Source organism: Klebsiella sp. PK01, from assembly GCF_057624675.1.
Genome location: NZ_JBYEZM010000005.1, coordinates 394,834 through 407,140 on the forward strand (window position 1 = coordinate 394,834; position 12,307 = coordinate 407,140).

Annotated in this window: 8 protein-coding genes; 7 read left to right on the forward strand and 1 reads right to left on the reverse strand. The window is 57.7% G+C overall.

The window, feature by feature from the left end; genetic code table 11:
• The first annotated feature begins 124 nt into the window (after nucleotides 1-124).
• From glgB to AC22LX_RS18190, 7 genes are all read left to right on the forward strand, one after another.
• Nucleotides 125-2,308, forward strand: coding sequence for a 1,4-alpha-glucan branching enzyme (gene glgB / locus AC22LX_RS18160; protein ID WP_032706494.1), 2,184 nt, complete (start codon nucleotides 125-127; stop codon nucleotides 2,306-2,308).
• The gene (gene glgX, locus AC22LX_RS18165) at nucleotides 2,308-4,284 is read left to right on the forward strand and encodes a glycogen debranching protein GlgX (protein WP_045394828.1); all 1,977 of its coding nucleotides are present in this window, start codon (nucleotides 2,308-2,310) and stop codon (nucleotides 4,282-4,284) included. The genes glgB and glgX overlap by 1 nt, the downstream gene beginning before the upstream one ends.
• 68 nt (nucleotides 4,285-4,352) lie before the next feature.
• Complete coding sequence (gene glgC / locus AC22LX_RS18170; protein ID WP_015703688.1) at nucleotides 4,353-5,648, forward strand: glucose-1-phosphate adenylyltransferase; 1,296 nt, start codon at nucleotides 4,353-4,355, stop codon at nucleotides 5,646-5,648.
• Nucleotides 5,648-7,081, forward strand: coding sequence for a glycogen synthase GlgA (gene glgA / locus AC22LX_RS18175; protein ID WP_045394829.1), 1,434 nt, complete (start codon nucleotides 5,648-5,650; stop codon nucleotides 7,079-7,081). The genes glgC and glgA overlap by 1 nt, the downstream gene beginning before the upstream one ends.
• A gap of 17 nt (nucleotides 7,082-7,098) precedes the next feature.
• A complete protein-coding gene (glgP, locus tag AC22LX_RS18180; protein WP_015369347.1) occupies nucleotides 7,099-9,546 on the forward strand; it encodes a glycogen phosphorylase in 2,448 nt (815 codons plus the stop codon).
• 217 nt (nucleotides 9,547-9,763) lie between these two features.
• The gene (locus AC22LX_RS18185; RefSeq protein WP_045394830.1) at nucleotides 9,764-10,111 is read left to right on the forward strand and encodes a type II toxin-antitoxin system RelE/ParE family toxin; all 348 of its coding nucleotides are present in this window, start codon (nucleotides 9,764-9,766) and stop codon (nucleotides 10,109-10,111) included.
• Nucleotides 10,111-10,410 carry a helix-turn-helix domain-containing protein gene (locus AC22LX_RS18190; RefSeq protein ID WP_045394831.1) on the forward strand — a complete coding sequence of 100 codons (300 nt, stop codon included), beginning with the start codon at nucleotides 10,111-10,113 and terminating at the stop codon, nucleotides 10,408-10,410. The genes AC22LX_RS18185 and AC22LX_RS18190 overlap by 1 nt, the downstream gene beginning before the upstream one ends.
• Before the next feature lie 344 nt (nucleotides 10,411-10,754).
• Here AC22LX_RS18190 and glpD read toward each other — a convergent pair whose 3' ends face one another.
• Nucleotides 10,755-12,263: a glycerol-3-phosphate dehydrogenase gene (glpD, locus tag AC22LX_RS18195; protein ID WP_045394888.1), complete on the reverse strand. Its 1,509-nt coding sequence runs from the start codon at nucleotides 12,261-12,263 to the stop codon at nucleotides 10,755-10,757.
• Nucleotides 12,264-12,307: the final 44 nt, after the last annotated feature.

Consider the following 12,307-nt stretch of genomic DNA (forward strand, 5'->3'; position numbering starts at 1 on the left):
TTAAGTAAGGAGTTCCTTACCTGAAGGTGGGACGGAGCAGGAGGATGCACGTTGGTGCTGCGCCGTTCAGGTCAAAAAAGTCGCCGGGTACAGGAAAGGGCGACACTTACAACAGGATGAAAGCATGTCGAATCGAATCGATAGAGACGTGATTAATGCGCTTATTGCAGGTCATTTCGCGGATCCCTTTTCCGTGCTTGGCATGCACCGCACCGAGGCGGGGCTGGAAGTTCGCGCATTATTACCAGATGCCACCGAAGTGTGGGTTATTGAACCGAAAACCGGGCGTAAAGTCGGCAAACTCGAATGCCTCGACTCGCGCGGATTCTTTAGCGGCCTCCTGCCGCGGCGTAAAAACGCTTTTCGCTACCAGCTGGCCGTCACCTGGCACGGACAGCAAAACCTGATTGACGACCCTTACCGTTTCGGCCCGCTGCTGCAGGATGTTGATGCCTGGCTGTTGTCCGAGGGGACGCACCTGCGCCCTTACGAAACTCTGGGCGCGCACGCCGACACCATGGATGGCGTCACCGGTACGCGCTTTTCGGTTTGGGCGCCAAACGCCCGCCGGGTCTCGGTGGTGGGGCAATTTAACTACTGGGATGGCCGACGCCATCCGATGCGCCTGCGCAAAGAGTCCGGTATCTGGGAACTCTTCATTCCCGGCGCGCTTAATGGCCAGCTGTATAAATTCGAGCTGATCGATGCTCATGGCAATCTACGGGTCAAAGCCGATCCTTACGCCTTCGAGTCGCAGATGCGCCCGGAAAGCGCGTCGCTTATCTGCGATTTGCCGCCCAAAGTCGAGCAGCCGGCGGCGCGCAAAGCCGCGAACCAGTTTGATGCGCCGATCTCTATCTATGAAGTGCACCTCGGGTCCTGGCGCCGCCATACCGACAATAACTTCTGGCTTAGCTACCGCGAACTGGCAGACCAACTGGTGCCATATGCAAAATGGATGGGTTTCACCCACCTCGAACTGCTGCCGGTGAACGAACACCCGTTCGACGGCAGCTGGGGCTACCAGCCGACCGGCCTCTACGCGCCGACACGCCGCTTCGGCACCCGTGAAGATTTCCGCTATTTCATCGATGCCGCCCACGCCGCGGGCCTTAACGTGATCCTCGATTGGGTTCCGGGTCATTTTCCGGCGGATGATTTTGCGCTGGCCTCATTTGACGGCACCTCGCTGTATGAACACAGCGATCCGCGCGAAGGTTATCACCAGGACTGGAATACCCTTATCTATAACTACGGCCGCCGCGAAGTCAGCAATTACCTGGTGGGTAACGCGCTGTACTGGATCGAGCGCTTCGGCATTGATGCGCTGCGCGTCGACGCGGTGGCGTCGATGATCTACCGCGACTATAGCCGTAAAGCGGGCGAGTGGATCCCCAACGAATACGGCGGGCGGGAAAATCTCGAAGCGATCGAGTTTCTGCGTAACACCAACCGTATTCTCGGCGAGCAGACGCCAGGGGCGGTAACGATGGCGGAAGAGTCCACCGATTTTGCCGGCGTGACGCGCCCGCCCGCCGACGGCGGCCTCGGCTTCTGGTTCAAATGGAATCTCGGCTGGATGCACGACACGCTGGACTATATGAAGCTCGATCCTGTCCATCGTCGCTACCATCACGACAAAATGACCTTCGGCATGCTCTACAACTACACCGAGAACTTCGTGCTGCCGCTCTCCCACGATGAAGTGGTGCACGGCAAAAAATCGATTCTCGACCGCATGCCGGGCGACGCATGGCAGCGCTTTGCCAACCTGCGCGCCTATTACGGCTGGCTGTTCGCCTTCCCGGGCAAAAAGCTGCTGTTTATGGGCAATGAATTCGCCCAGGGCCGCGAGTGGAACCACGACGCCAGTCTCGACTGGCATCTGCTGGAGGGTGGCGACAACTGGCACCACGGCGTCCAGCGGCTGGTGCGCGACCTGAACCATACCTACCGCCACCATAAAGCGCTGCACGAGCTTGATTTCGATCCCTACGGCTTCGAATGGCTGGTGGTCGACGATCATGAGCGTTCGGTATTTATCTTTGTGCGCCGCGATAAAGCCGGCAATGAGATTATCGTCGCCAGCAACTTCACGCCGGTGCCGCGGCACAACTACCGTTTCGGCATCAACCAGCCGGGACGCTGGCGCGAGGAGCTGAATACCGACTCGATGCATTATCACGGTAGTAACGCCGGAAATGGCGGAGTGGTTGAGAGCGAGTCCGTCGCCAGTCACGGTCGTCAGCATTCGTTGTCGATTACCCTGCCGCCGCTGGCGACCATCTGGCTGGTACGGGAGGCCTGATGACGACGCTTGCCGCGGGAAAACCGATGCCTTTGGGCGCCAGCTATGACGGCAAAGGGGTGAACTTCACCCTGTTTTCCGCCCACGCCGAGCGGGTGGAGCTCTGCGTGTTCGACCAGCAGGGTAACGAGCGGCGCTACGACCTACCGGCGCGCAGCGGCGACATCTGGCACGGCTGGCTGGCCGATGCGCGTCCGGGGCTACGCTACGGTTATCGGGTGCACGGGCCGTGGGATCCGGCGCAGGGGCATCGCTTCAATCCGGCCAAGCTGCTGCTCGACCCCTGCGCGCATCAGGTGGCGGGCGAACTGCTGGACGACGAGCGTTTACATGGCGGGATGCATGAACCGGATGCCCGCGATAGCGCAGCCATTGCGCCAAAGTCGCAGGTAGTCGATCTGCATTACGACTGGCTCGGCGATAAACCGCCGCGCACGCCGTGGGGCGAAACGGTCATTTATGAAGCCCACGTCAAAGGGTTGACCTGGCTGCATCCGGAGCTGCCGGAGGCCATCCGCGGCACCTATCAGGCGCTGGGCCACCCGCTGATGATCGACTATTTCCGCCGCCTGGGTATTACCGCGCTGGAGCTAATGCCGGTAGCGCAGTTCGCCAGCGAACCTCGCCTGCAGCGGATGGGGCTGAGCAACTACTGGGGCTATAACCCGCTGGCGCTGTTTGCGCTGGAGCCGCGCTACGCCAGCCAGCCGCAGCGGGCGCTCGATGAGTTCCGCGATGCGGTGAAAGCGCTGCACGCGGCGGGCATCGAGGTGATCCTCGATATCGTGCTGAACCATAGCGCGGAAATCGATCTTGAAGGGCCGACCATCTCCCTGCGCGGTATCGATAACCGCAGCTATTATTGGATCAGGGACGACGGCGATTATCACAACTGGACCGGCTGCGGTAACACGCTCAACCTCAGTCATCCCGGCGTGGTGGAGTATGCCCTGCAGTGCCTGCGCTTTTGGGTTGATGAGTGCCACGTTGACGGCTTTCGCTTCGATCTGGCGTCGGTGATGGGGCGCACGCCGGAATTTCGTCAGGACGCGCCGCTGTTTGAGGCCATTCGCCGCGACCCGGTATTGTCGGCGATCAAGCTGATTGCCGAACCCTGGGATATTGGCCAGGGCGGTTATCAGGTGGGGAACTTCCCGCCGCTGTTTGCCGAATGGAACGACCATTTTCGCGATACCGCGCGCCGTTTCTGGCTGCAACAAAACGTATCGTTGGGTGACTTCGCCCAGCGCTTCGCCGCCTCCAGCGATCTCTTTGCCCGCGATGGCAAACGGCCTGCGGCGACGATCAATCTGATCACGGCGCATGATGGATTCACCCTACGTGATTGTGTTTGTTTCAATCAGAAACACAATCAGGCGAACGGCGAAGAGAATCGCGATGGGACTAACAATAACTACAGCAACAATCATGGTATAGAGGGATTAGAAGCCAATCTTGCCGTGATTGAGCGGCGGCGCGATAGCGTACATGCGCTCTTGACCACGCTGCTGCTGTCGCAAGGCACGCCGATGCTGCTGGCGGGCGATGAGCATGGCCATAGCCAGCACGGCAACAATAATGCGTACTGTCAGGACAATGCTTTGACCTGGCTGGACTGGCGGCGGGCAAATCACGGGTTAACCGCGTTTGTCGCCGCGCTTATCCACCTGCGTCGGCGCATTCCGGCGTTAACCCGTAATCAGTGGTGGCAGGAGCATGACGGCAATGTGAGCTGGCTCAATCAGCGCGGAGAACCGTTAAACGCCGACGAGTGGCAGCATGGCGCCGCGCGGCTGCAAATCCTGTTATCCGATCGCTGGCTGATCGCGCTGAATGCCACCGCTGAGGTGGCGGATATGGTTTTACCCGCGGGGGAATGGCGCGCCGTTCCTCCATTCGCCGGAGAGGATAATCCGGTCATCATGGCTGTCTGGCATGGGCCCGCGCACGGAGTTTGCGTATTTCAAAGGTCATAGTCCCTGGGGGTTTTCGGCGCGTTCATGATGAATGGGCCGTGAAGCAGGGGAATCAAAAGGAGTTAATCATGGTTGGGCTTGAAAAGAACGATCCGTTGATGCTGGCGCGTCAACTTCCTCTCAAATCGGTGGCGCTGATCCTTGCTGGCGGGCGTGGTACCCGGCTTAAGGATTTAACCATTAAGCGCGCGAAGCCTGCCGTCCACTTTGGCGGTAAGTTCCGTATTATCGACTTCGCGTTATCTAACTGTCTTAACTCAGGTATTCGCCGCATCGGCGTAATTACCCAGTATCAGTCGCACACCCTGGTGCAGCATATCCAGCGCGGCTGGTCTTTCTTCAGCGAAGAGATGAATGAGTTTGTCGATCTGCTGCCGGCGCAGCAGCGGGTACACGGTGAAAACTGGTATCGCGGTACGGCCGATGCGGTGACTCAGAACCTCGACATTATTCGTCGCTATAAAGCCGAATATGTGGTGATCCTCGCCGGCGACCACATCTACAAACAAGACTACTCGCGCATGCTGATCGACCATGTCGAAAAAGGCGCGCGCTGCACCGTCGCCTGTATGCCGGTGCCCATCGAAGAAGCATCCGCCTTTGGCGTGATGGCGGTCGACGAAAGCGAGAAGATCATCGAGTTCGTCGAGAAACCGGCCAACCCGCCGGCGATGCCGAACGACGCTACCCGCTCGCTTGCCAGTATGGGCATCTATGTCTTTGATGCGGATTACCTTTATGAACTGCTGGCCGCCGACGATCTCGACGAAAACTCCAGCCACGACTTCGGCAAAGATATCATCCCGAAAATTACCGAAGCTGGCATGGCTTATGCACATCCTTTCCCGCTCTCCTGCGTGCAGTCCGACCCGCAAGCCGAGCCGTACTGGCGCGATGTCGGGACGCTGGAGGCCTACTGGAAGGCCAACCTCGACCTGGCCTCGGTGACGCCGGAGCTGGATATGTACGACCAGCACTGGCCTATCCGTACCCATATGGAATCGCTGCCGCCGGCGAAGTTCGTGCAGGACCGCTCCGGCAGTCACGGCATGACGCTGAACTCGCTGGTTTCCGGCGGCTGCATTATCTCGGGCTCGGTGGTGGTGCAGTCGGTGCTGTTCCCGCGGGTGCGGGTGAATTCGTTTTGTAACATTGATTCGGCAGTCTTATTGCCGGATGTCTGGGTCGGGCGCTCGTGCCGCCTGCGCCGCTGCGTGATAGATCGCGCCTGCGTCATCCCGGAAGGGATGGTCATTGGGGAGAATGCGGAAGAAGATGCCAGCCGCTTCTATCGTTCAGAAGAAGGGATCGTGCTGGTTACGCGCGACATGCTGCGGAAACTGGGGCACAAACAGGAGCGATAATGCAGGTTTTACACGTATGTTCAGAGATGTTCCCGTTGTTAAAAACCGGCGGTCTGGCTGATGTTATCGGCGCGCTGCCTGCGGCGCAGATCGCAGACGGCGTGGATACCCGCGTGCTGCTGCCGGGGTATCCGGATATCCGCCGCGGGATTACCGACGCGCAGGTCGTCACCCGTCGGGATACCTTTGCCGGGCGCATCACCCTGCTGTTCGGCCATTTTAACGGCGTCGGTATCTATCTGATCGACGCTCCGCATCTCTACGATCGCCCGGGGAGCCCGTATCACGACGCCAACATGAACGCCTATACCGATAACGTGCTGCGCTTTGCGCTGCTTGGCTGGGTAGGTAGCGAAATGGCCTGCGGGCTGGATCCATTCTGGCGCCCGGAGGTGGTACACGCCCATGACTGGCATGCGGGCCTGACGCCGGCCTACCTGGCGGCGCGTGGGCGTCCGGCGAAATCGGTGTTTACGGTGCACAATCTCGCCTACCAGGGGATGTTTTACTCCTGGCATATGAATGAGATAGAGCTGCCGTGGTCGTTCTATAACATGCACGGCCTCGAATTTAACGGCCAGATCTCGTTCCTCAAAGCCGGGCTGTATTATGCCGACCATATCACGGCGGTGAGCCCAACCTACGCGCGGGAAATCACCGAACCGCAATATGCCTACGGCATGGAAGGGCTGCTGCGCCAGCGCCAGCACGAGGGCCGCTTGTCCGGCATCCTTAACGGCGTCGATGATGGTATCTGGAATCCGCAAAGCGATCTGCTGCTGGCGGCGCGCTATGACCGCGACTGCCTGGAGGAGAAAGCCGAGAATAAACGGCAGCTGCAAATCGCCATGGGGCTGAAGGTGGATGACAAAGCGCCGCTGTTCGCCGTGGTGAGCCGCCTGACCAGCCAAAAAGGGCTGGATCTGGTGCTGGAGGCACTGCCGGGCCTGCTGGAGCAGGGCGGGCAACTGGCGCTGTTGGGCGCCGGCGATCCGGTCCTGCAGGAGGGCTTCCTCGCCGCCGCCGCCGAACATCCGGGCCAGGTCGGCGTGCAGATTGGCTATCACGAGGCGTTTTCGCACCGCATCATGGGCGGCGCCGATGTGATTCTGGTTCCCAGCCGCTTTGAACCGTGCGGTCTGACTCAGCTGTATGGCCTGAAATACGGCACTCTGCCGCTGGTGCGCCGCACCGGCGGTCTCGCCGATACCGTGGCCGACTGTTCGCTGGAAAACCTCGCCGACGGCGTCGCCAGCGGCTTTGTCTTTGAGGACAGTAACGCGGTGTCGTTGCTGCGGGCCATCCGGCGCACCTTTGTGTTGTGGTCGCGGCCATCGCTGTGGCGCTACGTTCAGCGTCAGGCGATGAATATGGACTTTAGCTGGCAGGTGGCGGCGAAATCCTATCGTGAACTCTATCAACGCTTGATGTAACCACAGGAGCTATGGCTATGAATGCACCCTTTAGTTATGCATCACCCACGCTGAGCGTTGAGGCGTTAAAGCATTCTATCGCGTATAAGCTGATGTTTATCATCGGCAAAGATCCGGCGATCGCCAACAAACACGAATGGCTGAACGCCACCCTGTTCGCCGTTCGCGACCGCATGGTCGAGCGCTGGCTGCGTTCAAACCGCGCCCAGCTGTCGCAGGAAGTGCGGCAGGTTTACTATCTGTCGATGGAGTTTTTGATTGGCCGCACCCTCTCTAACGCGCTGTTGTCGTTAGGGATTTATGAAGATGTGAATAATGCGCTGGCCGATATGGGGCTCGATCTGGAAGAGCTTATTGATGAAGAAAACGACCCCGGTTTAGGCAACGGCGGTTTAGGGCGCCTGGCCGCCTGCTTCCTCGATTCGCTGGCGACGCTGGGTCTGCCGGGCCGCGGCTACGGTATCCGCTACGACTATGGGATGTTCAAGCAGAACATCGTCGACGGACGACAGAAAGAGTCGCCGGATTACTGGCTGGAGTACGGCAACCCGTGGGAGTTCGAACGGCACAATACGCGCTATAAAGTGCGTTTCGGCGGCCGCGTGCAGCAGGAAGGAAAAAATACCCGCTGGATAGAGACCGAAGAGATTATCGCCGAAGCCTACGATCAGATTATCCCCGGTTTCGATACCGATGCCACCAACACCCTGCGGTTGTGGAGCGCGCAGGCCAGTAGCGAAATCAACCTCGGTAAATTCAACCAGGGCGACTACTTCGCGGCGGTGGAAGATAAGAACCACTCCGAGAACGTTTCGCGGGTACTTTATCCGGACGATTCCACCTATTCCGGGCGCGAGCTGCGCCTGCGTCAGGAGTATTTCCTGGTCTCGGCGACGGTACAGGATATCCTCAGCCGCCACTACCAGCTGCACCGCACCTACGACAATCTGGCGGCGAAAATCGCCATTCACCTCAATGACACCCACCCGGTGCTGTCGATCCCTGAGCTGATGCGTCTGCTGATCGATGAGCACAAATTTAGCTGGGATGAAGCCTTCGAGGTGACCTGCCAGGTCTTCTCCTATACCAACCATACGTTGATGAGCGAAGCGCTGGAGACCTGGCCGGTCGATATGCTGGGGAAAATCCTGCCGCGCCATCTGCAGATTATCTTCGAGATTAACGATTACTTCCTCAAGACGCTGCAGGAGCAGTATCCCAACGATACCGCGCTGCTCAGCCGTACCTCCATCATTGATGAATCCAATGGGCGCCGGGTACGTATGGCATGGCTGGCGGTTGTCGTCAGCCATAAAGTCAACGGCGTGTCCGAGCTGCATTCGCGCTTAATGGTCGAGTCGCTGTTTGCCGAGTTTGCAAAGATTTTCCCGATGCGCTTTACCAACGTCACCAACGGCGTCACGCCGCGGCGCTGGCTGGCGTTGGCGAACCCGCCGCTGTCGCAGGTGCTGGATGAGAATATCGGCCACACCTGGCGCACCGACTTAAGCCAACTAAGCGATCTGCAGCAGCATATTGATTACCCGACGGTGAACCAGGCGGTGCGCCGCGCCAAGCTTGAGAATAAGCAGCGGCTGGCGAACTATATCGCCCAGCAGTTGAACGTGGTGGTCAATCCTAAGGCGCTGTTTGATGTGCAGATCAAACGCATCCACGAATATAAACGCCAGCTGATGAATATCCTGCACGTCATCACCCGCTACAACCGGATCAAAGCCGATCCTCAGGCGGAGTGGGTGCCGCGAGTGAATATCTTCGCCGGTAAGGCCGCGTCGGCCTACTATATGGCGAAGCATATTATTCATCTGATCAACGATGTGGCGGCGGTGGTGAACAACGATCCGCAGATTGGCGATAAGCTGAAAGTGGTGTTTATCCCCAACTACAGCGTGAGCCTGGCGCAGCTGATTATCCCGGCGGCGGATCTCTCCGAGCAGATCTCGCTGGCGGGGACGGAAGCCTCCGGTACCAGTAATATGAAGTTTGCGCTCAACGGCGCGCTGACCATTGGTACGCTGGATGGCGCTAACGTCGAGATGCTGGAGCACGTCGGCGAGGACAATATCTTTATCTTCGGTAATACCGCGGAACAGGTAGAAGCCCTGCGCAGTAACGGCTATAAACCTCGCGATTACTATGAGCAGGATGAGGAGCTGCATCAGGCGTTGACGCAGATTGGCACCGGCCTGTTCAGCCCGTCGGAACCTGGTCGCTACCGCGACCTGCTGGATTCGCTGATCAACTTCGGCGACCACTATCAGGTACTGGCGGACTACCGCAGCTACGTTGATTGCCAGGATAAGGTGGACGAGCTGTACCGCCATCCGGAGGAGTGGGCCAATAAAGCGATGATGAACATCGCCAACATGGGCTATTTCTCATCCGACCGCACGATCCAGGAGTACGCCAAACATATCTGGCATATCGACCCGGTTCGTTTGTAATCGGTTAAGCATCAGCAAAACGGGGCCAAAACTGGCCCCGTTTCTGTTTGTGTAGCGAACGTTTTATTCGGAAAAGTGCCGGGAGGGATTCAGGCTATTGCGGGAATATACTATTGACGTGAATTTGCCAGCAGTACGATAAATGCTCAAATAGTTTACGTTCATAGCCTAATAGCTATAATGTTGATGATAGCCTTTAGGCTATGAGGGATCGTCTATGTGGGATGTAGAAACGACGGATACGTTTGATACCTGGTTCGAATTACAAAGCAGAGCTTTAAAAGAGGATATGTTGGCCACGATGCTTATCCTGTCTGAGTTTGGTCCGCAGCTTGGGCGTCCGTATGTTGATACGGTTAAAGGTTCAAAGTTTCAGAATATGAAAGAACTTCGGGTTCAGCATCATGGGCTCCCAGTCCGCGCCTTTTTTGCTTTTGATCCTCTTCGGAAAGCTATCGTTTTATGTGCGGGCAATAAGGATGGCATGAATGAGAAACGTTTTTACAAAGAGATGATTACCCTGGCTGATAGAGAATTCAGCCAGCACCTGACTAAGGAGCGATAATGGGCACGCTAAAAGAACTCATGGCGAAACAGAGTCCTGAAAGCCAGCAGCGTATTGCAGCGAAAGCGGCAGAGATACGTCAGTCTGTCGCTTTAAACTTGCTTCGCGAAGAGTTACAAATTTCACAAACGGAGATGGCTGCGGCTATGGGGGTTAAGCAGCCAACGATCGCTAAAATGGAACAGGCTGATAACGACCCGAGGCTTTCGACCCTAAAGCGCTACATTGCGGCCTTGGGTGGGGAACTAAGTATAAATGTCACGTTGCCGACTGGAAAAAAAGTCTCGTTTAATTTGTGAATCGGTAACCCGGGTCAGGCGCAAGCCGTAGATACGGTTATCGGTTGGCAACTGTTTTGGTTCGGGAAAACGTGTGTTTTGTGTTAATTCAGAGCACATTGCGCTCCCAGTCTTCCGGGAACGTCTCAGCGATTTTGAGGCCACCAACACCGGTGGTTTTAGTGGCCATGGGTACAAGATAGAGATCTTAAGCTCACCTTGGCACTGTCCGTAGGCCGGATAAGGCGCAGCCGCTATCCGGCGCAAAAGCGGCGCTTTACCCGTGGTTATTGCCCCGCTCGCGGGGCTACAGATTTGCGCTGTGATGTAGCCCGGGCCAGGCGTAAGCCGCCGCCCGGGGTATGTCAGGACGCTAACGACAGTTCAGACTTTCCCGTATGTTGCGCCAGCCACTCGCTGATACGCGCCTGCTGCTCGGCATTCAGCCACATCCCCTGTTTGGTACGGCGCCAGATAGCGTCATCCAGGCTGCGAACCCACTCGTGTTCGACCAGGTACTTCAGCTCGGCTTCATAAAACTCGTGGCCAAAATCTTCTCCCAGATCGACAAGCGAAGTCGCTTCGCCAAGGATCCACTCGCTGTTGCTGCCGTAGGTGCGGGCGTAGTGGCGGGCCATTGATTCGCTGATAAACGCGAAGCGACGGCGCAGTTTCGCCGCGTAGTCGTCGCGGTCGCCGCCGATATCGCCGCCGGGCAGAACGGCGGTTTTGGTCCACGCCGGGCCAATCCCCTGATAATACGGCGTCAGTTTTTCCAGCGCATGTTCCGCCAGTTTACGGTAGGTGGTGAGCTTGCCGCCGAATACCGACAGCAGCGGCGCCTGACCGTTCTCATCGTGAATATCGAGCGTATAGTCGCGGGTAATCGCCTGCGGTGAGTCGGATTCATCGTCGCACAGCGGACGCACGCCGGAGTAAGTCCAGACGATATCGTCGCGCGACAGCGTCTTTTTAAAGTGCGCGTTGTAGACGTTCAGCAGGTAGTTGATTTCTTTATCATCGATCGCCACCTCTTTCGGATCGCCGTTGTACTCGACGTCGGTGGTGCCGATAATCGAGAACTCATCCATCCACGGGATAACAAACACGATACGTTTATCTTCGTTTTGCAGGATATAGGCCTGCTTCTGGGTGTGCACGCGCGGCACCACGATATGGCTGCCTTTGATCAGGCGGATGCCATACGGCGAGCGCAGATGCATGCCTTCGTCGAAGAAATGTTTCACCCACGGGCCGGTAGCGTTAACCAGACCGCGCGCGTGCCAGGTGAATTTTTCGCCGCTATCGATATCTTCCGCTTCCACCACCCACAGGCCGTTTTCGCGTTTTGCCGAGATAGCGCGGGTGCGGGTGCGAACTTCGCCTCCTTTACGTACCACCATCTGGGCGTTGGCAAGAACCAGACGCGCATCGTCGACCCAGCAGTCGGAATATTCGAAACCGCGCACGATTTCCGGCTTAAGTACCGATTCCGCGCCAAAGCGCAAACCGGTCGAGCCCGGCAGGCTGGTGCGTTTGCCGAGGTGATCGTATAAAAACAGACCGATACGAATCATCCACGCCGGGCGCAGATGCGGGCGATGCGGTAAGCGGAAGCGCATCGGGAAGGCCAAATGCGGCGCCATTTTTAATAACACCTCGCGCTCCGCCAGCGCTTCGCTGACCAGGCGGAATTCGTAGTGTTCCAGATAGCGCAGGCCGCCGTGAATCAGTTTCGAGCTGGCGCTTGAGGTGGCGCAGGCAAGGTCTCTCGCTTCCAGCATCAGCACGGATAAACCGCGCCCGGCGGCGTCTGCCGCGATACCGGCACCGTTGATGCCTCCGCCTATCACAATCAGATCTTTGATTTCCACGCTCGCACCTCGTTCGCTTTCGTTTAAGCTCATAAATGTTCGAT

Coding starts and splice junctions, on each gene's coding strand:
- AC22LX_RS18190 (WP_045394831.1), top strand. CDS start 10,111: ATGGGCACGCTAAAAGAACTCATGGCGAAACAGAGTCCTGAAAGCCAG.
- glgX (WP_045394828.1), top strand. CDS start 2,308: ATGACGACGCTTGCCGCGGGAAAACCGATGCCTTTGGGCGCCAGCTAT.
- glgA (WP_045394829.1), top strand. CDS start 5,648: ATGCAGGTTTTACACGTATGTTCAGAGATGTTCCCGTTGTTAAAAACC.
- glgB (WP_032706494.1), top strand. CDS start 125: ATGTCGAATCGAATCGATAGAGACGTGATTAATGCGCTTATTGCAGGT.
- AC22LX_RS18185 (WP_045394830.1), top strand. CDS start 9,764: ATGTGGGATGTAGAAACGACGGATACGTTTGATACCTGGTTCGAATTA.
- glgC (WP_015703688.1), top strand. CDS start 4,353: ATGGTTGGGCTTGAAAAGAACGATCCGTTGATGCTGGCGCGTCAACTT.
- glgP (WP_015369347.1), top strand. CDS start 7,099: ATGAATGCACCCTTTAGTTATGCATCACCCACGCTGAGCGTTGAGGCG.